Below are 21,641 nucleotides of genomic sequence, written 5' to 3' on the forward strand. Positions count from 1 at the left end.
GCTCAGCGCTCCTTCAACTTGACGGACGCGTTATAGACGTTCATCACCATCGAGATCAGCAGCGAGGCTGTCAGATAAAACAGCATCAGCAACAGAACACATTCGATCGCGCGACCGGTCTGGTTCAGCGTGATACCACCCAGGGTCGCAGTGATGTCAGCATAGCCCACCGCAATCGCCAGAGACGAGTTCTTGGTGATGTTCAGGTACTGTGAGATCAGGGGCGGGATGATCACCCGCAGGGCCTGAGGCAGGATCACAAGGTTCATGATCCGCCCGGGACGAAGACCCAGCGCAGCAGCAGCCTCGGTCTGACCTTTGCTGATCGCCTGAATACCCGCCCGCACGTTTTCCGCGATAAACGCGCCGGTATAGATCGACAACGCAAACCATAGTGCAATCAGCGGACCGCCAACCTTGATCCCGCCGCTGAAGTTAAAGCCTTTCAGTTCGGGAATATTCCAAGTCAGCCCCATCAGGAACATCACGATGACAAGGGGGCCCAGCCAAACAGCCAATTTGGGCAACATGGTTTTCGGACGTTCGCCCGTTTCCTCTTGCTTCTGCGTGGCTCGTTTTTCGATTTCTTTCGAGACGAACCAAGACCCGACAAGCACTGCAAGAACCACGATCCAGTTCAGGAATGTCGAGCTGAAGAACCCGTTGGCGAAGTCCGGCCGCGGAATATACACACCACGGTTGGTAAAAGCGAAAAGATCCAGAACCATGCTTGACTTCGGATTGTCGCCCCGGAATTCGCTCGGAGCCGGCATCACAGCCGTCATGATGGTGAAAATGATAATGATCCAGATCAGTACCGGAATATTCCGGAAAATCTCGACATACACCGACATCAGTTTCGAAACGAGCCAGTTGTTCGACAGACGCAATACGCCCGCGATCACTCCGAAAAACGTGGCGGTGATGCAAGCGAGAAACGCCACCAGCAGAGTATTCAGAAGCCCAACGACAGCAGCGCGCGCATGCGACGACTGGCTGTCGTAGTCAATCAGAACCTGGTTGATATCGTACCCGGCGGGATCACCCAGAAAGGTGTAGGAAATGTTAAGACCGGCGGCTCTGAGGTTCTGGATCAGGTTGTTGCCAAGATACCAGATGGAAAGCGCAATAACGACGGCCGCAATCACTTGGAATGTCAGTGAACGATAGCGGGTGTCGTTTATGAGCATAGACAACCGAAAGTCAGCTTTCGGTGGGTCAGTCATAGTTGACATATTTTGGAATCCCCGTGCTTTTCGGACGCTTCGTTACCGGCGAGGTTTTCCCCGCTCATGAGCTATCCGCAGCATTATGATGAGAAAGAGGGCGCGGGGTAAGCCGCGCCCTCTTCTTTGGATGTCTTAGCGGAACGGAGGCGCGTACAGAAGACCGCCATCGGTCCATTGCGCGTTCAGACCGCGCGCAAGACCAATCGGGGTCTCTTCACCGATGTTCTTCGCGAAGATTTCACCATAGTTGCCATCCGCGGCGATCGCACGCGCGGCCCAGTCGGCATCCAGACCCAGCATTTCGCCCAGCGTGCCTTCAGCACCCAAAAGACGCTTGATCTCAGGATTGGCATCAGCGTTTCCGGACATTTCTTCCAGGTTCACCGATGTTACGCCCAGCTCTTCTGCCGCAACAAGTGCGTTCAGGGTCCAGCGGACAACATCACCCCATTCATGGTCGCCGTGACGGACCAGCGGGCCCAGCGGCTCTTTCGAGATGATTTCGGGCAGAATGACGTGATCGCCCGGGTTCTCAAAAGTGGCACGGGTGGCAGCCAGACCGGACGCGTCGGTGGTATAGACGTCACAGGCACCGGCCAGATACTGCTGCTGCCCTTCGGCATTGGTCTCCACCGGAACCGGCTCATAGCTGATGTTGTTCGAGCGGAAGAAATCCGCCAGGTTCAGCTCGGTTGTGGTACCGGTCTGAACACAGACGGTTGCCCCGTCCAGTTCCTTGGCCGAGCTTACACCCAAGGCCTTAGGTGCCAGGAAACCCTGACCATCATAGTAGTTGATGCCGGTGAATTCGAACTTCAGGTCGACGTCGCGGCTGAAGGTCCAGGTGGTGTTGCGGGCCAGCATGTCGATTTCGCCGGATGCAAGCGCGGTAAAGCGGGTCTTACCGGTGGTCGGTACAAATTCAACTGCGTTTGCGTCGCCCAGAACGGCAGCTGCAACAGCGCGGCACAGCGAGACATCAAAGCCTTGCCATTCGCCATTGGCGTCGGGTGCAGCAAAGCCGACCAGACCAGTGGTCACACCGCAGTTCAGCTTGCCGCGTGCTTTGACATCGTCAACAGTCCCCGCCGCAGCCGCGCCAGCAGCCAGGCCAGCAATCGTTGCCACGCCCAAGATTACGGATTTTTTCATTTTTACCTCTTCCTGATTGTCCACCCCTGTCCAGAGGCGGTTCTGTCCGGCACCTTTGGCACCGGAAAGGTTACCCCAAAGGTGTCTCCCCTTTAGTGGGCTTGAGTTTGGTCGCATTCATAAACAAACGTCAAGGGCCGGATCAGCGAAAACGATGAGTCTGCTGGCAGATCACCGTGCCAAGTTTTGAAAAAGCCGTAAGTAAGGCTCAAACCGAGATGTCAAAGAATCGTTTGGCGTGCAGAAACGCTGCGTGTTTGACCTCGGCAGCAGCGTGGGCTTCGTCGTCATGGCCCCATTGTTCAATCTGCCAAAGTTCGTCCAATCTGGAAATGCGCCAGATTTCATCAGCTGTGCGCCAGTTTTGGGCGGCGGCAAATCCCAGGATCAAAGATCCAGACAAGCTGACCAGATCGTGAAAGGCGGCCATCTGGAAATCGTTGAGCGCATGGACCCGTTTTCTGAGCAAAGCCAGCGCTGCCTTTGGTTGTGGCTGGTGCAAAACACCTGCAACAGGCAGCAAACGCGCCGACAACACCTCGGCCGCCCATTCCAAAGCCGGGTCCCATTGGTCAGCCTGCCGTTGCTGCAACTCCTGTGGATGCGTTGCGCGATAGCACAACAAATCCGAATCTCCATAGTCGGCCAGCATATCCGCAACCTCGGCGTGCTGATGACGCACCTTGTCGATTGCGGCATTGGCCGAACGCGTGAAGGGCATCACAACTGGATCAACCACCTCTTGTTGTGCGTCCCATTCGGCGGCAATTTCCTGTGCCATGGCCCGGCTTGGGACAATCAGATCCGCCTTGGCCGGTGTTTTTACCAGACGACCGTCCAGTGCGACGGTATAGCCCCCATCGGTTTCAACAACGGTGCTTTCAGTCCAAAATCGTTTCGGTTTCCATTCACTCATATGTTCAGGTCCAGATGTCGCCAAGCGCGCCGTGCAGCTGATCAAAGGATTCGATAATGGTCGTCGCCGCGTCCAGTGCTGAACGCGGATGATACCCCCAGGTCACGCCGATTCCCGCCACACCGGCGGCGGCTGCCATCTCCATGTCAAACCGGGTATCGCCGATCATGGCAGTTTGCGCAGCATCCACGCCGGTTTCGTTGCGCGCTGCTTCAATCATCGATGGATGCGGCTTCGACGGATGATGATCAGCGACCTGACGTGTGATGAAATACCGCTCCAGCCCATGACCTTCAATCAGCGCATCCAGCCCGCGCTGCGATTTGCCGGTGGCCACGCCCAACAGCACTTCGGGTATGGCATGCAGCGCCTCAATCGTCTGACGCGCGCCGGGATAAAGCGGAGAGCTGGTAACCCCGTCCTGCAGACGTTGGGCGTGGTAGGCCTGTTTATATGCCTCGACCAGTCTGGACTGATCCGCCTCAGACCGGTCGGGCGCAAGCTGCGACATGGCCTTGGGCAGAGACAAACCAACGATGGACAAAATGGCTTTGCGGTCGGGCACCGGCAGGGAAAGCGCGTCGAAACCGGCCGTCATTGCCGCGACAATGCTGCCCTGGCTGTCGACCAGAGTGCCGTCAACATCGAACAGCACCAGACGCAGGGGTGCGCTCATTGCAAAGCCTCGAACGGGTCATCTGTGGCCAGATCTTCCGTCCAGCCAAACGTGTCCCAGCTGTGTTTCATATGATCGGGCAGAGGTGCGGTGACTGTGATTGTCTTGCGCGTCACTGGGTGCTGGAACGAGGCCTGACGCGCATGCAGATGCAGCTTTTTACTGATGATGCCGCCCAATTGCGCGCCCCAGCCATCGCCAAGGTTCTCTTGTCCCGAACCGCCATATTTGCCGTCGCCCACAATCGGATGCCCGATCGCGGCCATATGAGCCCGCAACTGATGCGTCCGGCCAGTGATCGGCTCCATCGCGACCCAGGCGGCACGACCTGCAACACGGTACAGCGTGGCATAGAGCGTATGTGCCCGCTTGGCTCCCGGCGTCTCATCGATCTCGTTCAGGTGCAGGGCGATCATCTTTTCGCCCTCGCCCTGCTTGCCGTGACCACTGGCTTTGACCAGACCGGTCTTGATCTCGCCCAGATAAGGGGTCGGGACGCCCGCGACCAATGCCCAGTAAATCTTGCGCGTGTCCCGGTGCCGGAAAGCTGCGGTCAGCCCCTTGGCGGCCTCGCGCGTGCGGGCCATCAGCAGAACACCAGATGTATCCTTGTCGAGGCGATGCACCAGACGCGGGTTTTCCTCGTACCCGAACCGCAAAGCGTCGGACAATCCGTCCACATGGCGCGTCTGGCCGCTGCCGCCCTGAACCGGCAGGCCATGCGGTTTGTTCAGCGCCAGAACGTGGTCATCGCGATAGATCACGCAGGACCGGATCATCTTCGCATCCGCATCCGAGACGCGACGTGTCATCTCTGCGGGTTTGTGATCGGCATTGGGCAAAGGGGGCACCCGCACAACCTGACCGGCCTCAAGCCGGGTCGCGGCTTTCACCCGGCCGCCATCCACCCGCAATTCACCCTTTCGGCACATCTTTTCGATACGGCCCTGGCTGACATGCGGGAACAGACGGCGCAGCCAGCGGTCCACCCGCTGGTCTCCGTCCCCGTCTGCCACGGTGATCATCTGTACGCCGCTCATATCGATATCCTCCGCGCCACACAGGTGGACCCTGCGCATCGCGTCCGAGTAAGTGCCTTTGAAAACATGCGCGTCTGTGGCGTGCCCGACTGCAAGAGTCAAGCCGACCTTACTGCCGGTTCCGCTGCGCGCGAAGTTTGGCAAAATACTCCAGCCGCTTTTTCAACTCACGCTCGAACCCACGTTCCACCGGCTGATAAAGATCGGGCCGTTTCATCCCATCGGGAAAATAATTCTGACCGGAAAACCCATCTTCAGCGTCGTGATCATAAGCATAGCCTGCGCCATATCCGTGATCTTTCATAAGCGATGTCGGGGCGTTCAGGATATGCTTGGGCGGGGGTTCACTGCCTGACTGCTTGGCCAGCTTCATCGCCGCTTTATACCCCACATAGGCCCCGTTCGATTTCGGAGCCAATGCCAGATACACAACCGCCTGCGCCAGCGCCAGTTCGCCCTCGGGCGATCCCAACCGTTCGTAGGTTTCCCAACCCTGCAGGCAAATCGCCTGCGCCTGCGGGTCCGCCAAACCGATATCTTCGACCGCCATGCGGGTCAGGCGGCGCGCCAGAAAGCGCGGGTCTTCCCCGCCGGTTAACATCCGCGCAAACCAATAAAGCGCCGCATCCGGGTCAGATCCCCGCACCGATTTATGCAGCGCCGAGATCAGGTTGTAATGCTCCTCACCCGACTTGTCGTATTTTGCGGCGCGTCGCATCAGACGTGTCGACAGGTCGTCCGGGCCCAGCGGGTCTTTGACGGTCCAGGCCACCACCTGTTCGATCAGGTTAAGCAGAGCGCGCCCGTCACCATCCGCCATCTCCTGCAGGGCCTCACGTGCTGCTGTCGTCAAATGCAGAGTCTGCTCAAGCTCTGTCTCAGCGCGTTGGGTCAGACGCTCCAGGTCATCAAGGCTGAGCCGTTCCAGCACCAGCACCTGCGACCGGCTGAGCAGAGCCGCGTTCAACTCGAACGAAGGGTTTTCCGTGGTGGCCCCCACCAGAAGGATGGTACCATCCTCCATATGCGGCAGGAACCCGTCCTGCTGCGCCTTGTTGAAGCGGTGAATCTCATCCACAAACAGCAGAGTCCCCTGCCCGTTCTGACGCCGGATTTTCGCCGCCTCGAACACCTTCTTCAGATCGGGAACACCAGTAAAAATCGCGCTGATCTGGACGAAATGCAGGTCCGTCTCTTGCGCCAGAAGACGCGCGATGGTCGTCTTTCCCACCCCCGGCGGCCCCCAGAAAATCAGGCTCGACAAGCTGCCCGAGGCCAGCATCACGCCCAAAGGTGCATCCGGTCCCAGAACCTGTGCCTGCCCGATCACCTCGGACAGCGCTTGCGGCCGTAGCCGATCCGCCAGGGGACGGTGCGGTGCAGCGGCTGGCTGGGATGCGCCGGTATCGAAAAGATCAGCCAAGGATCACAACCTGAACCGCAATGATACAGACCGCCCTTTGCGTTGCAGGTCAAACTGAAGACTGCGCCCCGGGTTTGTCAGGGCGTCGACCACATCCGCGGGATCGCTGATCTCGGCCCCATTGATGCGGCTGACAACATCGCCGACACGTAACCCGGATCGACCGCCATAGCGCCCGGCATCCACCACAACGACACCGGTCTGCGACAAGGACAGCTGCAACTTGAGGATCACTGCAGGATTGATCCGCGATACAGCCAACCCCGGCATTACGGTACGGTCATCCAAAATCGTCTCATCCGCAGCGGGCGTGTCCGGAGCCCTGATCAGCGCCACATCGACATCCGCGCTGTCATCTCCGCGCAACCGGGTCAGGACCGAGGTCCCGCCAACGCCCGCGATGGACATTCGGAATTTCATCTCGGCGGGCGAATTCACCTCATCCCCATCCACATGCGTCACCACGTCCCCGACCCGCAGGCCCGCCGCTGTCAAAGGGCTGAGCGGATGCAGGTTGGAGATCACGACCCCCATGGGAAAGACAAGCCCAAGCGACTCCGCGATATCCGCGCTCATGTGTTGGCCGGACATACCGGCCCAGGGGCTGATGAAACTGTCATTGCCCGCCTGCGCCTGCCGCAGAAACTCGGCCACCAGATTGGCCGGGATGGCAAACCCGATTCCGTTTGAGCCGCCCGAACGCGTCAGGATCGAGGTGTTGATGCCGATCAGATCACCGTTCACATCGATCAGAGCACCGCCCGAATTCCCCGGATTGATCGCCGCGTCCGTCTGAATGAAATACCCGCGCGCGTTGCCGGTCGCCGTCCCAGTGCGCGCCAGCCCTGAAATGATGCCCGACGACACAGTCTGGCCCACGCCAAACGGATTGCCGATGGCCAGCGCCAGTTCGCCCACTTCAACATGATCCGAGTCGCGCAGCGTCAGAAACGGCAGGTCTTCGGCCTCTTCCATCCGCAGGATCGCAATATCGCTTTCCTTGTCCCCAAGCACCACCTGTGCCGAGTATTCGCGCCGGTCCGTCGTCACCACACGGATTTCGGTGGCCGTACCGACCACATGATAATTCGAAACCACATAGCCATCTGCCGAAAGGATCACCCCCGACCCCAACGAGTTTTGCACGCGCTTTCGCGGTTCGTTAAACCCTCGACCAAAGAAATCCTGAAAGAACGGGTCTGAAAACAGCGGATTAGCCCGCCCCTCGCGCACGATCTTGGCATAGATATTCACCACGGCAGGCGAGGCCTGTTTGACCACCGGGGCGAAGCCGAGGCTGATTTCGGCTTGCGACTGCGGCACTCGCGTCTGGGCGCTGCCTTGGGTCGCGAGTGCGAAAAAAATCAGGATCAGAAAGGCGCGTATCATGGGGCCTCCGGGGATTTGGATCAGCCCAGATATGCGGGCCGCGCCACCCGATTGCAAGCAGGCGATGCGGCAAAAGAAAAACCTCCGCCCGGTTGCCCGAACGGAGGTTTCTGATCGGCAATATGCCTGATCTTATTCTTCTGCGGCCTCTTCGGCGGCAACACGGGCCTTGTCGGCCGCGCCTTTGGCGTCGGCGTCCCGATCCACGAATTCGATGATCGCCATCGGGGCCATGTCACCATAGCGAAAGCCAGCTTTCAGGATGCGGACATAACCGCCCTGACGCTCGGCATAGCGGGGGCCAAGAACTTCGAACAGCTTGGCGACGTCTTTGTCTTCTTTCAGCTGTGCTGCGGCCTGACGGCGGGCGTGCAAGTCGCCGCGCTTGCCCAGAGTGACCAGCTTTTCGATGATCGGGCGCAGCTCTTTTGCCTTGGGCAAAGTTGTTTTGATCTGCTCATGTTCGATGAGCGAGCCAGCCATGTTCGCAAACAGCGCCTTGCGGTGCTCATGAGTACGGTTCAGGCGGCGGTAACCACGTGCGTGACGCATTTTTCAATTCCTATCTTGCGTTTTTGCTTTGTCTGGCCGGCGATGCGTGTCACCGGCTCTCCTTGGGGCGGAAGTGCCCATTTCGTCCCCGGAATTCCGGGCATTGGGGAAGACGCGCTTAGAACGCGTCTTCGAATTTCTTCGCCAGATCTTCGATGTTGTCGGGCGGCCAGTCCTCGACATCCATGCCGAGGTGCAGACCCATGCCGGACAGCACTTCTTTGATCTCGTTCAGCGACTTGCGGCCGAAGTTCGGAGTGCGCAGCATCTCGGCTTCGGTCTTCTGGATCAGGTCGCCGATGTAAACGATGTTGTCGTTCTTCAGGCAGTTTGCCGAACGGACCGACAGTTCCAGCTCGTCGACTTTCTTCAGCAGCAGCGGGTTGAACTCCAGACCATCGTCTTCGTCCTGACGGCCAGCCGATTCCGGCTCGTCAAAGTTGACGAAGATCGACAGCTGATCCTGCAGGATACGCGCGGCATAGGCCAGCGCGTCTTCCGGCGTGATCGAACCGTCGGTGTCGATTTTCAGAGTCAGCTTGTCATAGTCCAGAACCTGACCTTCACGGGTCGGCTGAACGTCATACGCAACCTTTTTGACCGGCGAATAGATCGCGTCGATCGGGATCAGGCCAATGGGTGCGTCTTCGGGCTTGTTCTTCTCAGCCGAGACGTAACCCTTGCCGGTGTTGACGGTCAGTTCCATGAACAGGTCGGCACCATCGTCCAGGTGGCAGATGACGTGATCGCGGTTCAGAACCTCGATACCGGCGCTTTCGCTGATGTCGCCAGCGGTGACAACTGCGGGGCCTTTGGCATTGATCGACAGGCGCTTGGGGCCTTCGACTTCCATGCGCAGCGATACGCCTTTGAGGTTCAGGATGATGTCGGTGACGTCTTCACGAACGCCCGCGACCGAGGAGAACTCGTGCAGGACGTTGTCGATCTGAACGCTGGTGATGGCCGCGCCTTGCAGGCTGCTCATCAGAACGCGACGCAGCGCGTTGCCCAGGGTCAAACCAAAGCCACGCTCCAGCGGTTCAGCGACCAGAGTTGCCTGACGCGCAGGGTCGTTGCCCGGCTTGCCGTCCAGTTGGGTCGGCTTGATCAATTCTGCCCAATTCTTGTGGATCATGTAATCCCTCCATTCCTGTCCGCGCCCCATGACCAACAAGGTGCAGACGCCCGAGGTTCAAAATGACGTGCTGGGGCCGTGCAAAAACACGGGCCCCAGCCAAATTCGAATTCGCTTAGACGCGGCGGCGCTTCGGCGGGCGGCAGCCGTTGTGAGCGATCGGGGTCACGTCGCGGATCGACGTGATGTTGAAGCCCACGGCAGCCAGCGCGCGCAGAGCCGATTCACGACCCGAACCGGGGCCCTGAACTTCGACTTCCAGCGTCTTGACGCCATGTTCCTGCGCCTTCTTGCCTGCGTCTTCTGCAGCCATCTGAGCCGCATAAGGCGTCGATTTCCGCGAACCCTTGAAGCCCATGGTACCGGCAGACGACCACGAGATGGCGTTGCCCTGTACGTCCGAGATCAGGATCTTTGTGTTGTTGAAGGTCGAATTCACATGGGCAACGCCCGATGCGATGTTCTTGCGCTCTTTGCGCTTAACGCGAGTCTTGTCACGTGCCATCTGTCAGACCCTCCCTTATTTCTTCTTACCAGCGATGGCCTTTGCGGGGCCTTTGCGGGTACGAGCATTGGTGTGGGTGCGCTGACCGCGAACCGGCAGGTTGCGGCGGTGACGCAGACCGCGATAGCAGCCCAGGTCCATCAGACGCTTGACGTTCATCTGAACTTCACGACGCAGATCACCTTCAACGGTGAAGTTCGCGTCGATGTGTTCACGGATGGCCAGAACTTCGGCGTCGGACAGTTCGTTGACGCGACGGTGCGCTTCAATGCCTACGGCTTCGCAGATCGCTTTGGCCGAAGTGTTTCCGATACCGGTGATATATGTGAGGGCGATAGGTACCCGCTTTGCAGTCGGGATGTTTACGCCGGCAATACGTGCCACGTGTCACTTTCCTTTTCGTTGCGGTTCCGTAGCTCCGGAACCTTTTTTCACAACACCTGACCGTGGCAGTGACGCCAGAGGGCCCTGTATTATTCGAGGTGGTCGGGGCGGTTGGGACGAATCCCGCGCGCGGTCTTGATTCCCTTTAGGGATGGGGGTCGATATGGGCTTTTGGCAACGCCGTCAAGCCCATATTCAATCTGGCCAGCAAACCTTCTCTCTGACGTATTGATCGAAGATGAAGTGCTTGCTGGTTTGGTCGTTGCAAAAGTCCATGTGAGCATTAAGGCTATCCATGCTCATCACGGCGAAACCGCCCAACAACAGCCCTCCGACAAGGCCGGCGGCAAGCCCAGCCAAGAACGCAGCAGAAGCTTTGTTGTAGTCATTCCAGAACACAAATTACCTGACGTTTAGCCCAGAACGGCCTCAATCGACGCGGTGACTTCCTTGATATCGGCCAATCCGTTCACCGGGCGCAGATCGCCTTTGGCGTAGTAGTAACCAATCAGCGGCGAGGTCTTCTTGTAGTATTCCATCAGCCGCGTGCGCAGGCTGTCTTCGTTGTCATCGGCGCGGCGGGTAAAGTCGTTTTCCTTGCCGCAATTGGTGCATTTGCCATCGGCTGGAATGGGCTTGGTGTGATCATTGTAAACCTCGCCGCAGCCCGCGCAGGTTGACCGCGCGGTGATCCGGTCGACCAGTGCGTCGTCATCCACGCGCATTTCGATCACGGTGTGCAGCGACTGGCCCAGCTTAGTCAGCAGAGCCGACAGCGCGTCGGCTTGTGCCAGCGTCCGAGGGAAGCCATCAAAGATGAAGCCGGCGCCTTTTTCGGTGGTCAGTTTCTCTTCGATCAGTCCGATCACGATCTCGTCGGTGACCAGCTTGCCCGCGTCCATGATTGCAGCAACCTTCTGGCCCATCTCCGTGCCCGAGGTCTTGGCCTCGCGCAGCATGTCTCCGGTGCTGAGTTGCACCATACCGCGGGTTTCAACCAGGTGACGCGCCTGCGTTCCTTTGCCTGCCCCCGGGGGGCCGAGAAGAATGATGTTCATCGACGAGCAGCTCCCTTTCTGCCGCGTTTCTTGCTTTTACCGCGCAGTTGGGACTTTTCGATTAGCCCTTCATATTGATGCGCCAGCAGGTGGCTCTGAACCTGTTGGATCGTGTCCATGGTCACCGAGACGATGATCAGAACCGACGTGCCGCCGAAATAGAACGGAATGGCAAACTGTCCGCGCAGGATTTCCGGTAGCAGGCAGACGGCGGCCAGATAGGCCGAACCCAAGACCAGCACGCGGTTGACCACGTATTCCAGATATTCAGCGGTTTTCTTGCCGGGACGGATACCCGGCACAAAGCCGTTCTGCTTTTTCAGGTTGTCCGCCACATCGTCCGGCTTGAACGACACGTTGAACGTATAGAAATAGGCAAAGAACACGATCATCGAGGCGAAGAACAGCAGGTACAGCGGCTGTCCGGGGCCAAAATTGGCCAGCAGCCAGGACATCACCGGCCCGTTGGTCGCCCCCGACGAGAAGGTCGAGATCGTCACCGGCAGCAGCAGCAGCGAGCTGGCAAAGATCGCCGGGATAACGCCCGCCGGGTTCACTTTGACCGGCAAGTGGCTCGATCCGCCCTCATAGATTTTCATACCGGCTTGACGGCGCGGATACTGGATGTGGATCTTGCGCAGGGCGCGTTCCATGAAGACCACAAAGGTGATCACGGCGATGACCATGATGATGACGCCAACGATCACGGCGGGGCTGATCGCACCCGAGCGGCCAGACGCAAAGAACTGCGCCAGTGCGGCGGGAACCTCGGCAATGATGCCGACAAAGATAATCAGAGAGATGCCGTTGCCGATACCGCGCGCGGTGATCTGCTCACCCAGCCACATCAGGAACATGGTGCCGCCAACCAGCGTGATCATGGTCGACATACGGAAGAACAGGCCCGGATCGGTCGCCAGATCGCCCGACTCCAGCGAAACCGCCAGACCATAGGCCTGAACGGTGGCCAGCGCCACGGTGCCGAATCGGGTGTATTGGTTGATCTTCTTGCGCCCCTGCTCACCCTCTTTCTTGAGTTGCTCAAGCGCGGGAACCATCGAGGTCAGCAGCTGCACGATGATCGAGGCCGAGATATAGGGCATGATACCGAGGGCAAAAATCCCCATCCGCCCCAGCGCTCCGCCGGTGAACATCGAAACCATGCCGCCGATGCCCTGCCCCGCCTGCTCCATGAACTCGCGCAGCGCTTGGCCGTCGATGCCCGGAACCGGAATGAAGGTGCCCAGACGATAGACGATCAACAAACCCAGCGTGAACAGGATGCGGTTGCGCAGATCGGTGGCTTTGCCCAAAGCAGCCCAGCTTGTGTTGGCTGCCATTTGTTCTGCTGCTGATACCATAAATCGGTCTCTCTTATGCAAACACCGCCCGGAACCGTTTTCCGGCTCGGGCGGCGTCTTGGAAAACTCTGAGGTCTATGTAAGCGGGTCTTGGTCCGCTCACAAGCGCTTACTCTGCCGCAGCAGCTTTTGTGACCGTCAGTGAACCGCCCGCTTTCTCAACTGCTTCAACAGCAGATTTCGAAGCACCTGTGACTTCCAGGTTCACTTTGGCGGTAATCTCACCTTTGGCCAGAACGCGGACACCGTCCAGCTTGCGGCGGACCAGACCGGATGCGACCAGCGCGTCCTCGGTGATCGCAGCGGATGCGTCCAGCTTGCCGGCGTCGACGAATTTCTGGATCAGACCCAGGTTGATAACGGCGAATGCCTTACGGTTCGGCTTGTTGAAGCCACGCTTGGGCAGGCGCTGATACAGCGGCATCTGGCCGCCCTCGTAGCCATTGATGGCCACACCCGAACGGGATTTCTGGCCTTTGATACCACGGCCACCCATTTTACCTTTGCCGGAACCCGGACCGCGGCCAACGCGGGTGCGTTTCGGTGCTGCGCCAGGATTGTCGCGCAATTCGTGCAGTTTCATATCGCTTCTCCTTCGCCGGAAATGACCCCGAAGCGTGATGGGTCAGACACGGCATTTTTTGGTTTTGATTCTCGTGGCGCAAAGCCACCGGAGCGCTCTACAGCGTTGGGCTTTTGGTTGCAAGGTTTCTTATTGCAACGGAATCGGTGGCGATCCGGCAGGGTGGTGCGACCAGAACCCAAAAGAGGCGCCTGAGGCGCCTCACGGGTCAGGTTCCGACAATTGGGTTTACGCGCAGTAGACGTGGTTGCGAACAATATCCCCAATGTCACAGCGACGGACGCCAATGTCGTTCAGTTCGCGGTCGCTGAGATTCTGAAGTTCGGAATAAGTCCGGTTGTATTCAACCCGCAGCGCGTGGTTGGCTTTCACCTTCGAGATGAACGCGACGATGCGGTCGTTCAGGGTCAGACCGCCATGGGTGTGTGTTGCTACATGTGCCATATCTTTAGTCCTTTCTGCTACCGAGGCGAATTCCCCGGTCTTTGCTGTTCTGTTCCGTATCGGGACACGGCTCAGATAGGCGCAACGGATATCGCCAACAACGTTGAAATCCGTCTAGCCGCTATGCGTTGAGCGAATGGCTGCCCACAAGTTTCCTGCATAATCTTGCATAGCTTTCACGGGAGGATCTGGCCTTGTTCACGCCTGTCCGGCCATCCGTGCATAAGGCTCGGCGCACACCGACACTAAGTCGGAACGTGATCGCAAGAGCGATTGCCTGCAGGGGTCATACGTAGTTAGATGAGCTTGGAAGTGTCCCTCCTAAAGAAACGCGGAGCAGAATTTGGCAGGTTGGTCATCACAGGCGGCAGGGCCGGATTTCTTGTGTATCGGGTTGCAAAAGGCCGGAACGCGGACTCTGCAGCAAATCCTCGCACTGGACGGCCGGTATTGGATGCCTCTGGTCAAGGAGTTTCACCATTTCGATGGCAGTGAGATTGCAAAACGCCACGAACGCCAGCAAAAGCTGTTTGACGCGCTGTCTGGGGGCGGTGTCCGGCTGTCGCTGTTGAACACGCGCCGCGTGCGGGACGGCGAGCGAAAAGTCGATGAGCGCGACCTGCAATTTTTGTACAAGAGTCAACAATACCTGAAAAACGGCTGTCGGGATGCCGATTACCTGGACATGTTTTCTCTGAAACCCGATGGGACAATCACCGGCGACATAACTCCCGGGTATTCGCGGCTCGATGTGTCTCAGGTTCAGCGCGTTCATGCGCTTGTGCCGCAGGCCAAGATCGTCCTGTTGTTGCGTGATCCCATTTCCCGGGCATGGTCTGCGATCAACATGCGCCTGCGCAAAGAGACGCGCAGGAACTGGTTCAGGATAACCTCACAGCAACAAGCCCGTATGGTTGCGTTTCTGACGACGTCGGCCGGGCAAAAGATAATCGACCAAGAAGCCGTCTCACCCCCGCTGAATTCGCAACCTTCCGAGATTTACAAGGTGTGGAGCGGTGTTTTTGGCGAAGATGCCATACGTGTGTTTTCGCTGGACGAGATTATCTCAAGTCCCAAAGGGATCAGCGACGAAATCCATGCTGCGGTGACGGGCGCAAACGGCTCCGGGACGGATTGGTCGCTGGACAAATGCCTGGCTAAGGACAGCAATCTTGTCGCGCCGCCCAACGACAAAGGCAGCAAGGCACAGGTCGTACTTGAGGGCGATATCAAGGCGCAGCTGATAGATACTTATGCAGATGAAATTCGGAAGTCCGCTGAATTGTTTGGAGAGCGGGCAGCGGGCTGGGCGGCAAAGTACGGTTTATAAAGACAGTCTTTGAGTGGCAGTAACAAGCGTTCGGTGCCTTTTGAGGTTGCGAAGGGAAAAACCGGCTGGTTGCCGCTCACAACATAAGTGTTGGCGCAATCAGACAGTGCCTTGAGGACAGCGTCATATTCTCTATTAGTCTTTGAATCCACTTGGATCAATTTCTGAGGAGATGTCGTCAACGTGTCCACAAAAAACGCCCCCGACGTCGTCGAGGGCGTTCCAAGTTCGACAAGGAAACCGCGGTTAGCCGCGTTCTTCGATGATCTCAACCAGATGCGGGATCTTGTTGACCATGCCGCGGACCGAAGGCGTATCTTCCAGTTCGCGGGTCTTGTGCATCTTGTTCAGGCCCAGACCGATCAGGGTTGCGCGCTGTTCGGCGGGGCGGCGGATCGGGGAACCGATCTGCTTGACGACGATGGTTTTTGCCATGACTCGCTCTCCTTACGCTTCGGCTTCAGCCGGTGCTTCGTCCCGCTTGGGCAGGATGTCGGCAACTTTTTTACCACGACGTGCGGCAACCGAACGCGGGCTCTGCTCTTTGGTCAGGCCGTTGATGGTGGCGCGGATCATGTTGTACGGGTTCTGAGAGCCCAGCGATTTGGACACAACGTCCTTGACGCCCAGCATTTCGAACACGGCACGCATCGGACCACCGGCGATGATACCGGTACCTTCAGGCGCGGTGCGCATAACCACTTTACCAGCGCCGTGACGGCCTTCGATGTCGTGGTGCAGAGTCCGGCCTTCGCGCAGTTGCACGCGGATCATCTGACGCTTGGCTTGTTCGGTCGCCTTGCGGATGGCCTCGGGTACTTCTTTCGCTTTACCCTTGCCAAAGCCGACGCGGCCTTTCTGATCGCCGACAACCACCAGAGCGGCGAAGCCAAAGCGCTTACCACCTTTTACGGTTTTCGACACGCGGTTGATTGCGACCAGACGATCTGCAAATTCCGGTGCTTCTTCACGGTCGCGGCCACGGCCCCGACGGTTTTCACGTTCTGCCATTTGGCATCCCTTTTCTCATGTGGCGTTGTGACGCCGTTTTTTCAATCGAAGTGGGCCGGAAAGCCCCCCGATCATCGAGGCAAGTGACCTTGCCTTCAAGTGCCGGTGTCGGGCTGAAGCCCGGCCTACGGCGGTGTTTCAGGTAGGCCGGGCTTCAGCCCGGCACACCATCAGATCTTCAGACCACCTTCACGCGCGGCGTCGGCTACTGCCTTCACCTTGCCGTGGAACAGGAAGCCACCACGATCGAAATAGGCCTCTTCGACGCCTGCCTTCTTGGCACGCTCGGCGATGGCCGCGCCCACTTTGGTGGCCGCTTCGACGTTGTTCTTGCCAACGACGCCCAGATCTTTTTCCAGGGTCGAGGCCGATGCCAGGGTCACGCCACGAACGTCGTCGATCAGCTGAACGCTGATGTTTTTGTTCGAACGGTGAACCGACAGGCGTACACGGCCGGCGTTGACTTTGCGAAGTTTGTTCCGAACGCGCAGGCGGCGCTTCAGAAACAGGGTTCTTTTGCTGTTTGCCATTGTTTGCGTCCTTACTTCTTCTTGCCTTCCTTGCGGAAGATGAACTCGCCCTTGTAGCGGATGCCCTTGCCTTTGTACGGCTCGGGACGGCGCCATTCGCGGATTTTGGCCGCGACTTCGCCCACCTGCTGCTGGTCGATACCTTCCACAACGATCTCGGTCTGCTTCGGCGCGGTGATGGTGACACCTTCCGGAGCAGTGAAATCAACATCGTGGCTGTAGCCCAGGTTCAGCTTCAGGGTGTTGCCCTGCATCTGAGCCCGGTAACCAACACCCTGGATCTCCAGCTCTTTTTTGAAGCCTTCGGTCACACCGGTTACCAGATTGGCAACCATGGTGCGGCTCATGCCCCACTGCTGGCGGGCACGCTTGGACATGCCACGAGGGTTGATTTGCACAACGTTGTCTTCGACCGACAGCGTGACGTCATCGGTTGCGGTGAAGCTGCGGGTGCCTTTCGGACCTTTCACTTCGATGGTCTGACCCGACACAGAGGCGGAAACGCCGCTGGGCAGCTCGACCGGTTTTTTACCAATACGAGACATTGCAGACCTCCTTAGAAGACGGTGCAGAGCACTTCGCCGCCAACATTGTTGGAGCGAGCGTTTGCGTCCGACATCACACCTTTCGGAGTGCTGACAATCGACACGCCCAGACCCTGACGGACCTGCGGGATGTCATTGACGCCCATGTAGACGCGACGGCCGGGCTTTGAGACCCGCTTCAGTTCGCGAATAACAGGGGTGCCTTCGTAGTACTTCAGGCTGATTTCGATGGCCGGATGACCGTTTTCACCGGTCGTCTTTTCATAGCCACGGATGTAGCCTTCGTCCGCCAGCACGTCCAGAACCCAACCGCGCAGCTTGGATGCGGGGGTGGAAACGGTGGACTTGCCGCGCATTTGCGCGTTGCGGATACGGGTGAGCATATCGCCGATAGGATCATTCATATCTATGTCTCCCTTACCAGCTCGATTTCACCATGCCGGGGATCTGACCAGCAGAACCCAGCTCGCGCAGCGCGATACGGCTGACCTTCAGCTTACGGTAGTAAGCGTGGGGACGACCGGTCAGCTGACAACGGTTGTGCAGACGGGTGGCCGAGCTGTTGCGCGGCAGTTTCGCCAGTTTCAGACGCGCTTTGAAACGCTCTTCCATCGGGCGGCTCTCGTCATTCGCGATTTCTTTCAGCTCGGCACGCTTTGCGGCATATTTGGCCACCAGGCGTTCGCGCTTCTTTTCGCGTTCGATCATTGCTTTTTTAGCCATGTCTCTATCCTTCCGGCGCTTACGCGTTGAACGGCATGTTGAACGCTTTCAACAGGCTCTTCGCTTCAGCGTCGGTCTTCGCTGTGGTGGCAATTACGATATCCAGGCCCCAGACTTCATCGACCTTGTCGAAGTCAATCTCGGGGAACACGATGTGCTCTTTCATGCCCATGGCAAAGTTGCCACGACCATCGAAAGACGGCTTCACACCGCGGAAGTCACGAATACGCGGCATCGCGATGGTGATCAGACGATCCAGGAATTCGTACATCCGGTCACCGCGCAGGGTCACTTTCGCGCCCAGCGGCATGTCTTCACGGACGCGGAAACCCGCGATCGACTTTTTCGCCTTGGTTGCAACGGCCTGTTGACCGGCAATCGCAGTCAGATCCTCGACGGCAGCTTTCGCTTTCTTCGAGTCTTTGACAGCCTCAGCACCACAACCGATGTTCAGAACGATTTTTTCCAGCTTGGGCAGCTGCATGTCGTTCTTATAGCCGAACTCTTCTTTCAGAGCGGCGCGGATGGTTTCAACGTACTGAGCCTTCAGACGCGGGGTGTAGGTTGCGGTATCAAGCATCGATCACGTCCCCTGTGGTCTTGGCGAAACGCACCTTCTTGTCACCTTCCATGCGGAAGCCAACGCGGGTTGCTTTGCCGTTTGCGTCCAGCAGAGCCAGGTTCGACAGCTCGATCGGGTTTGCCTGAGGCAGGCGGCCACCCTGGCTGTTCTGGGTCTGGCGGGTGTGGCGGATGGCGATGTTGATGCCGTCGACAACAGCTTTACCGGCTTTGGGGTCAACCGAGGAAATGGTTCCCTCTTTGCCCTTGTCCTTGCCGGCCAGCACGACGACCTTGTCGCCTTTGCGGAGTTTAGCAGCCATGATTACAGCACCTCCGGAGCCAGCGAGATGATTTTCATGAAATTCTTGCCGCGCAGTTCGCGAACAACGGGGCCAAAGATACGGGTACCGACGGGCTCGTTGTTGTTGTTCAGGATGACGGCGGCATTGCGATCGAAACGGATCGCGGTGCCGTCTTCGCGACGGACTTCTTTGGCGGTGCGTACGACGACGGCCTTGCGGACGTCACCTTTCTTTACGCGGCCGCGCGGGATGGCTTCCTTCACCGAGACGACAATGATGTCGCCGACGGAGGCGTATTTACGCTTGGAACCACCCAGGACCTTGATGCACTGAACTCGGCGTGCGCCGGAGTTGTCAGCGACATCCAGATTGGTCTGCATCTGGATCATGTGGTTTCTCCCGACCTGTGGGGGCTGGTCTGATTAGATCCCCCAGGGTTTCGACAAATGGAAAAGTCCCGGGGGCTTACGCCTCCAGAACCTCCCAACGTTTCGTCTTCGATTTCGGCGCGCATTCAATGATGCGAACGGTGTCACCGACCTTGAAGGCGTTCTTTTCGTCATGAGCCCGGTATTTCTTGGACTTACGAACGGTTTTGTGCAGCAGCGGGTGCTTGAAGCGGCGTTCGACCGAAACGGTCACGGTCTGCTCGTTGGCGTCGCTGGTTACTACTCCGGACAGGATACGCTTGGGCATCTGATTTACTCCTCGGATACCGCGGCAGCGGCCTTTTCGTTCAGGATGGTTTTGACGCGGGCAGCATTGCGGCGGGCCGCTTTGATACCGGCTGTGTTTTCCAGCTGACCGGTTGCCTGTTGAAAGCGCAGGTTAAAGCTTTCTTTCTTCAGGTTGGCCAGTTCCTCGCGGAGCTGGTCCGGGGTCTTGTCACGCAGTTCTTGGGCGTTCATCGCCTTTTTCCTTTGCTCAAAACACCAGAAGGCCCCCTTACAGGGTCACCTTTGACCTGGTGGATGAATGATAGACATACGAATCGCCCGACAACGCCGGGAGACCGCAGGATGCCGCCGTATAAGGGTTTGGGAGGTGGGTGGCAAGAGGAAGTTTGGTACTGGCCGAAACGCTTTCAGCGCATGTCAGGAATTTGCGATCAGCCGCGCCTTGAACCAGAGATGCAAGCCATCGAAATCCATTTCTCTTGCGGCAACCGCAACAACAAGATCGTCGATTGGCTCATCATCACTGACATCCAGAAAATACCCACTTCTTTCTATGAGAATTTCCACCAGCAACCATGCAGTGCGCTTGTTACCATCCACAAAGCCGTGGTTGCCCACCATACTTTGCAAAAGCGCTGCCGCCTTGCGAGAAATCGAACGGTGATATCCCGAATACGGTCGCCCCAGAGCCGACTCGATGAGGTCAAGGCTCGTTACTCCGTCGCGACCTCCATAAGTCAGTGCCTCATCATGCGCAGCGATTGCGTCTGCCAGAGTCACGCGGTAGTGCGTTCTACCGATCGGCCAAACGCTTCAACGCTGAGTGGCGTTTTTTCGAAGCCTCCTTGACCACCGACACCGACTTTGGCGCGGCCCATTTGACACCCGATGACGACTTCACGCTGACAAAGCGCCCGGTTTCAGCGCTACGGGATATGTACCCGCCCTTTACAGATGTTTTCTTTGCGCTGGCAGCCATAAAACTTTCCTCGACATAGCTATAATATGGACGGCGTTCATCGCATTCGCAAGATCGTAACACTTAGGCCAAAGTGATGAAGAGTTCGTTAACGTTGTCTTGTTACTGACGCGCAAGGCTCCGCCCGTTAGCTCCCTCAATCACTCCACCGGAGCGATTGCCGCTTCGCGGATCGGGGTTTACTCCCACTTATAATTAAAACTCACCGAAATCCGCTCGTCCTCGGCCATGTTCATCGGCACCTCATGGCGTAGCCAGCTTTCCCACAGCAGAACATCACCCACCTGCGGTTTCATATAGATGAACGGCTGCAAATCCCGCCGCCCGCCCTTCACTCGCGTCGGCGCTGCCATCATGCGGCCTGAGCGGGGGTCTTCCAGCTTCAGCGCACTCGCCCCTTCGGGCATCGCCACATAGGTCGTACCCGAAATCACGCTGTGCGGATGCAGGTGGCTGGAATGCATGCCGCCCTCGGGCAGGATGTTGATCCAGAGGTCCTCCAGCTTCAGCTCGCCCTCACCCAGATCAAACTCCAGATCTTTGGCGAAGGCTGCGACGTGCTGATCCAGCGCATTGACCAGATCGGCAAAGATCGGAAACCGCCAGGGCAGATCGGTCAGCGAGGCATAGCTGGTATAGCCGGGATAGCCGTTTTCCTCGCACCAGTCCTGCCCGGCCTCATCATCCTCAGCGATGACAAGGCAGGAGCTTTCCAATTCCTCCGCGTCGATCCTGGGATCGAACTCGGACAATGCAGCGCGATAAAGACGGGTTACGAAGAGTGATTCAATCTGTGCCATGGGCCGGGCATAGCCCAAGCGCGGACTTTGGGCCAGAGCTTGTTGCGCGCAGGTTCCGAACGGTCCCCTACCCCAGCACGAAACACGGCGACCATGGCCAACAAGGACCAAGAATTGAGCAATGCCATCCAACTTTGGCGGAGGGCGCGTCGGCCAGCCGGGTCGTCGGAAATACGTCAAAAAGCATATGTGACCCTGGAAGAGGGCAACACCATCGACGTGAGCACCGGTCTCTGATCGGCTCTGTCTTCGGAGAGAGATAAGAGCCCCCGCGCAAGCGGGGGCTTTTTTAGTTCCGGAGTTCTGCTAGGAAGCCTGTGTTCATGAGATTGC

At 58.0% G+C, this 21,641-nt stretch carries 29 protein-coding genes and 1 pseudogene; 2 read left to right on the forward strand and 28 right to left on the reverse strand.

What is annotated here, in order from left to right:
- Positions 1-2: 2 nt before the first annotated feature.
- The 15 genes from ACRZ9X_RS18795 to ACRZ9X_RS18865 form a co-directional block, all read right to left on the reverse strand.
- Positions 3-1,235: an amino acid ABC transporter permease gene (locus ACRZ9X_RS18795; RefSeq protein ID WP_480521627.1), complete on the reverse strand. Its 1,233-nt coding sequence runs from the start codon at positions 1,233-1,235 to the stop codon at positions 3-5.
- 126 nt (positions 1,236-1,361) lie between these two features.
- Positions 1,362-2,381, reverse strand: coding sequence for an amino acid ABC transporter substrate-binding protein (locus ACRZ9X_RS18800; RefSeq protein ID WP_480521628.1), 1,020 nt, complete (start codon positions 2,379-2,381; stop codon positions 1,362-1,364).
- Between the two features lie 208 nt (positions 2,382-2,589).
- The gene (locus tag ACRZ9X_RS18805; protein WP_480521629.1) at positions 2,590-3,297 is read right to left on the reverse strand and encodes an ATP12 family chaperone protein; all 708 of its coding nucleotides are present in this window, start codon (positions 3,295-3,297) and stop codon (positions 2,590-2,592) included.
- 4 nt (positions 3,298-3,301) lie between these two features.
- Positions 3,302-3,973 carry an HAD-IA family hydrolase gene (locus ACRZ9X_RS18810; protein ID WP_480521630.1) on the reverse strand — a complete coding sequence of 224 codons (672 nt, stop codon included), beginning with the start codon at positions 3,971-3,973 and terminating at the stop codon, positions 3,302-3,304.
- The gene (locus tag ACRZ9X_RS18815) at positions 3,970-5,013 is read right to left on the reverse strand and encodes an RluA family pseudouridine synthase (RefSeq protein ID WP_480521631.1); all 1,044 of its coding nucleotides are present in this window, start codon (positions 5,011-5,013) and stop codon (positions 3,970-3,972) included. The genes ACRZ9X_RS18810 and ACRZ9X_RS18815 overlap by 4 nt, the downstream gene beginning before the upstream one ends.
- Positions 5,014-5,122: 109 nt before the next feature.
- Positions 5,123-6,436, reverse strand: a complete 1,314-nt coding sequence (locus tag ACRZ9X_RS18820; protein ID WP_480521632.1) for a replication-associated recombination protein A — start codon at positions 6,434-6,436, stop codon at positions 5,123-5,125.
- Between the two features lie 3 nt (positions 6,437-6,439).
- Entirely contained in the window at positions 6,440-7,825 is a 1,386-nt protein-coding gene (locus tag ACRZ9X_RS18825; protein ID WP_480521633.1) for a trypsin-like peptidase domain-containing protein, read from the reverse strand.
- Between the two features lie 132 nt (positions 7,826-7,957).
- Positions 7,958-8,377: a 50S ribosomal protein L17 gene (rplQ, locus tag ACRZ9X_RS18830; protein ID WP_480521634.1), complete on the reverse strand. Its 420-nt coding sequence runs from the start codon at positions 8,375-8,377 to the stop codon at positions 7,958-7,960.
- Positions 8,378-8,495: 118 nt separating this feature from the next.
- On the reverse strand, positions 8,496-9,512 hold the full coding sequence (locus ACRZ9X_RS18835) for a DNA-directed RNA polymerase subunit alpha (RefSeq protein ID WP_480521635.1): 1,017 nt from the start codon (positions 9,510-9,512) through the stop codon (positions 8,496-8,498).
- A 115-nt stretch (positions 9,513-9,627) separates the two neighbouring features.
- Positions 9,628-10,017: a 30S ribosomal protein S11 gene (gene rpsK / locus ACRZ9X_RS18840; protein ID WP_008757289.1), complete on the reverse strand. Its 390-nt coding sequence runs from the start codon at positions 10,015-10,017 to the stop codon at positions 9,628-9,630.
- Between the two features lie 15 nt (positions 10,018-10,032).
- Positions 10,033-10,401: a 30S ribosomal protein S13 gene (gene rpsM, locus ACRZ9X_RS18845; RefSeq protein WP_008757392.1), complete on the reverse strand. Its 369-nt coding sequence runs from the start codon at positions 10,399-10,401 to the stop codon at positions 10,033-10,035.
- Between the two features lie 413 nt (positions 10,402-10,814).
- A complete protein-coding gene (locus tag ACRZ9X_RS18850) occupies positions 10,815-11,459 on the reverse strand; it encodes an adenylate kinase (RefSeq protein ID WP_480521636.1) in 645 nt (214 codons plus the stop codon).
- Positions 11,456-12,820 (reverse strand): preprotein translocase subunit SecY, encoded by a 1,365-nt coding sequence (gene secY, locus ACRZ9X_RS18855; RefSeq protein WP_480521637.1) that lies wholly within the window; start codon positions 12,818-12,820, stop codon positions 11,456-11,458. The genes ACRZ9X_RS18850 and secY overlap by 4 nt, the downstream gene beginning before the upstream one ends.
- Before the next feature lie 109 nt (positions 12,821-12,929).
- On the reverse strand, positions 12,930-13,403 hold the full coding sequence (rplO, locus tag ACRZ9X_RS18860; RefSeq protein ID WP_039523401.1) for a 50S ribosomal protein L15: 474 nt from the start codon (positions 13,401-13,403) through the stop codon (positions 12,930-12,932).
- A gap of 228 nt (positions 13,404-13,631) precedes the next feature.
- Positions 13,632-13,847, reverse strand: coding sequence for a DUF1127 domain-containing protein (locus ACRZ9X_RS18865; RefSeq protein WP_480521638.1), 216 nt, complete (start codon positions 13,845-13,847; stop codon positions 13,632-13,634).
- A 343-nt stretch (positions 13,848-14,190) separates the two neighbouring features.
- On the opposite strand from ACRZ9X_RS18865, the gene ACRZ9X_RS18870 reads away from it, so the two are divergent.
- The gene (locus ACRZ9X_RS18870; RefSeq protein WP_480521639.1) at positions 14,191-15,177 is read left to right on the forward strand and encodes a sulfotransferase; all 987 of its coding nucleotides are present in this window, start codon (positions 14,191-14,193) and stop codon (positions 15,175-15,177) included.
- A gap of 246 nt (positions 15,178-15,423) precedes the next feature.
- Here the strand turns inward: ACRZ9X_RS18870 and rpmD are convergent, their stop codons facing one another.
- The 13 genes from rpmD to ACRZ9X_RS18935 all read right to left on the reverse strand — a co-directional run bounded on the left by rpmD (position 15,424) and on the right by ACRZ9X_RS18935 (position 21,308).
- The gene (gene rpmD, locus ACRZ9X_RS18875; RefSeq protein WP_008757946.1) at positions 15,424-15,612 is read right to left on the reverse strand and encodes a 50S ribosomal protein L30; all 189 of its coding nucleotides are present in this window, start codon (positions 15,610-15,612) and stop codon (positions 15,424-15,426) included.
- A 12-nt stretch (positions 15,613-15,624) separates the two neighbouring features.
- Positions 15,625-16,188, reverse strand: a complete 564-nt coding sequence (gene rpsE / locus ACRZ9X_RS18880) for a 30S ribosomal protein S5 (protein ID WP_480521640.1) — start codon at positions 16,186-16,188, stop codon at positions 15,625-15,627.
- 170 nt (positions 16,189-16,358) lie between these two features.
- Positions 16,359-16,718, reverse strand: a complete 360-nt coding sequence (gene rplR / locus ACRZ9X_RS18885) for a 50S ribosomal protein L18 (protein WP_039523386.1) — start codon at positions 16,716-16,718, stop codon at positions 16,359-16,361.
- An 11-nt stretch (positions 16,719-16,729) separates the two neighbouring features.
- Complete coding sequence (rplF, locus tag ACRZ9X_RS18890; protein WP_170440485.1) at positions 16,730-17,263, reverse strand: 50S ribosomal protein L6; 534 nt, start codon at positions 17,261-17,263, stop codon at positions 16,730-16,732.
- An 11-nt stretch (positions 17,264-17,274) separates the two neighbouring features.
- Positions 17,275-17,667: a 30S ribosomal protein S8 gene (rpsH, locus tag ACRZ9X_RS18895; protein ID WP_068340741.1), complete on the reverse strand. Its 393-nt coding sequence runs from the start codon at positions 17,665-17,667 to the stop codon at positions 17,275-17,277.
- Between the two features lie 13 nt (positions 17,668-17,680).
- On the reverse strand, positions 17,681-17,986 hold the full coding sequence (gene rpsN / locus ACRZ9X_RS18900) for a 30S ribosomal protein S14 (protein WP_068340744.1): 306 nt from the start codon (positions 17,984-17,986) through the stop codon (positions 17,681-17,683).
- A gap of 19 nt (positions 17,987-18,005) precedes the next feature.
- Positions 18,006-18,566 carry a 50S ribosomal protein L5 gene (gene rplE, locus ACRZ9X_RS18905; protein ID WP_480521641.1) on the reverse strand — a complete coding sequence of 187 codons (561 nt, stop codon included), beginning with the start codon at positions 18,564-18,566 and terminating at the stop codon, positions 18,006-18,008.
- Positions 18,559-18,870 carry a 50S ribosomal protein L24 gene (rplX, locus tag ACRZ9X_RS18910; protein WP_170749559.1) on the reverse strand — a complete coding sequence of 104 codons (312 nt, stop codon included), beginning with the start codon at positions 18,868-18,870 and terminating at the stop codon, positions 18,559-18,561. Before rplX ends, rplE begins: the two co-directional genes overlap by 8 nt.
- A gap of 2 nt (positions 18,871-18,872) precedes the next feature.
- A complete protein-coding gene (gene rplN / locus ACRZ9X_RS18915; protein ID WP_008757934.1) occupies positions 18,873-19,241 on the reverse strand; it encodes a 50S ribosomal protein L14 in 369 nt (122 codons plus the stop codon).
- Positions 19,242-19,317: 76 nt separating this feature from the next.
- Complete coding sequence (rpsQ, locus tag ACRZ9X_RS18920) at positions 19,318-19,548, reverse strand: 30S ribosomal protein S17 (protein ID WP_152459158.1); 231 nt, start codon at positions 19,546-19,548, stop codon at positions 19,318-19,320.
- Between the two features lie 5 nt (positions 19,549-19,553).
- On the reverse strand, positions 19,554-19,760 hold the full coding sequence (gene rpmC / locus ACRZ9X_RS18925) for a 50S ribosomal protein L29 (RefSeq protein ID WP_480521642.1): 207 nt from the start codon (positions 19,758-19,760) through the stop codon (positions 19,554-19,556).
- Between the two features lie 186 nt (positions 19,761-19,946).
- The gene (locus ACRZ9X_RS18930) at positions 19,947-20,309 is read right to left on the reverse strand and encodes a type II toxin-antitoxin system death-on-curing family toxin (RefSeq protein WP_480521643.1); all 363 of its coding nucleotides are present in this window, start codon (positions 20,307-20,309) and stop codon (positions 19,947-19,949) included.
- Positions 20,310-20,687: 378 nt separating this feature from the next.
- A complete protein-coding gene (locus ACRZ9X_RS18935) occupies positions 20,688-21,308 on the reverse strand; it encodes a 2OG-Fe(II) oxygenase family protein (protein WP_480521644.1) in 621 nt (206 codons plus the stop codon).
- Between the two features lie 151 nt (positions 21,309-21,459).
- On the opposite strand from ACRZ9X_RS18935, the pseudogene ACRZ9X_RS18940 reads away from it, so the two are divergent.
- Positions 21,460-21,545, forward strand: a pseudogene (locus ACRZ9X_RS18940) (50S ribosomal protein L23); the annotation flags it as partial.
- Between the last annotated feature and the right edge of the window lie 96 nt (positions 21,546-21,641).

It is taken from the genome of Ruegeria sp. AL1, assembly GCF_056540905.1.

Coding starts and splice junctions, on each gene's coding strand:
- ACRZ9X_RS18795 (WP_480521627.1), bottom strand. CDS start 1,235: ATGTCAACTATGACTGACCCACCGAAAGCTGACTTTCGGTTGTCTATG.
- ACRZ9X_RS18800 (WP_480521628.1), bottom strand. CDS start 2,381: ATGAAAAAATCCGTAATCTTGGGCGTGGCAACGATTGCTGGCCTGGCT.
- ACRZ9X_RS18805 (WP_480521629.1), bottom strand. CDS start 3,297: ATGAGTGAATGGAAACCGAAACGATTTTGGACTGAAAGCACCGTTGTT.
- ACRZ9X_RS18810 (WP_480521630.1), bottom strand. CDS start 3,973: ATGAGCGCACCCCTGCGTCTGGTGCTGTTCGATGTTGACGGCACTCTG.
- ACRZ9X_RS18815 (WP_480521631.1), bottom strand. CDS start 5,013: ATGAGCGGCGTACAGATGATCACCGTGGCAGACGGGGACGGAGACCAG.
- ACRZ9X_RS18825 (WP_480521633.1), bottom strand. CDS start 7,825: ATGATACGCGCCTTTCTGATCCTGATTTTTTTCGCACTCGCGACCCAA.
- rplQ (WP_480521634.1), bottom strand. CDS start 8,377: ATGCGTCACGCACGTGGTTACCGCCGCCTGAACCGTACTCATGAGCAC.
- ACRZ9X_RS18835 (WP_480521635.1), bottom strand. CDS start 9,512: ATGATCCACAAGAATTGGGCAGAATTGATCAAGCCGACCCAACTGGAC.
- rpsK (WP_008757289.1), bottom strand. CDS start 10,017: ATGGCACGTGACAAGACTCGCGTTAAGCGCAAAGAGCGCAAGAACATC.
- ACRZ9X_RS18850 (WP_480521636.1), bottom strand. CDS start 11,459: ATGAACATCATTCTTCTCGGCCCCCCGGGGGCAGGCAAAGGAACGCAG.
- secY (WP_480521637.1), bottom strand. CDS start 12,820: ATGGTATCAGCAGCAGAACAAATGGCAGCCAACACAAGCTGGGCTGCT.
- rplO (WP_039523401.1), bottom strand. CDS start 13,403: ATGAAACTGCACGAATTGCGCGACAATCCTGGCGCAGCACCGAAACGC.
- ACRZ9X_RS18865 (WP_480521638.1), bottom strand. CDS start 13,847: ATGGCACATGTAGCAACACACACCCATGGCGGTCTGACCCTGAACGAC.
- rpmD (WP_008757946.1), bottom strand. CDS start 15,612: ATGGCAAAAACCATCGTCGTCAAGCAGATCGGTTCCCCGATCCGCCGC.
- rpsE (WP_480521640.1), bottom strand. CDS start 16,188: ATGGCAGAACGTGAAAACCGTCGGGGCCGTGGCCGCGACCGTGAAGAA.
- rplR (WP_039523386.1), bottom strand. CDS start 16,718: ATGGCAAACAGCAAAAGAACCCTGTTTCTGAAGCGCCGCCTGCGCGTT.
- rplF (WP_170440485.1), bottom strand. CDS start 17,263: ATGTCTCGTATTGGTAAAAAACCGGTCGAGCTGCCCAGCGGCGTTTCC.
- rpsH (WP_068340741.1), bottom strand. CDS start 17,667: ATGAATGATCCTATCGGCGATATGCTCACCCGTATCCGCAACGCGCAA.
- rpsN (WP_068340744.1), bottom strand. CDS start 17,986: ATGGCTAAAAAAGCAATGATCGAACGCGAAAAGAAGCGCGAACGCCTG.
- rplE (WP_480521641.1), bottom strand. CDS start 18,566: ATGCTTGATACCGCAACCTACACCCCGCGTCTGAAGGCTCAGTACGTT.
- rplX (WP_170749559.1), bottom strand. CDS start 18,870: ATGGCTGCTAAACTCCGCAAAGGCGACAAGGTCGTCGTGCTGGCCGGC.
- rplN (WP_008757934.1), bottom strand. CDS start 19,241: ATGATCCAGATGCAGACCAATCTGGATGTCGCTGACAACTCCGGCGCA.
- rpsQ (WP_152459158.1), bottom strand. CDS start 19,548: ATGCCCAAGCGTATCCTGTCCGGAGTAGTAACCAGCGACGCCAACGAG.
- rpmC (WP_480521642.1), bottom strand. CDS start 19,760: ATGAACGCCCAAGAACTGCGTGACAAGACCCCGGACCAGCTCCGCGAG.
- ACRZ9X_RS18935 (WP_480521644.1), bottom strand. CDS start 21,308: ATGGCACAGATTGAATCACTCTTCGTAACCCGTCTTTATCGCGCTGCA.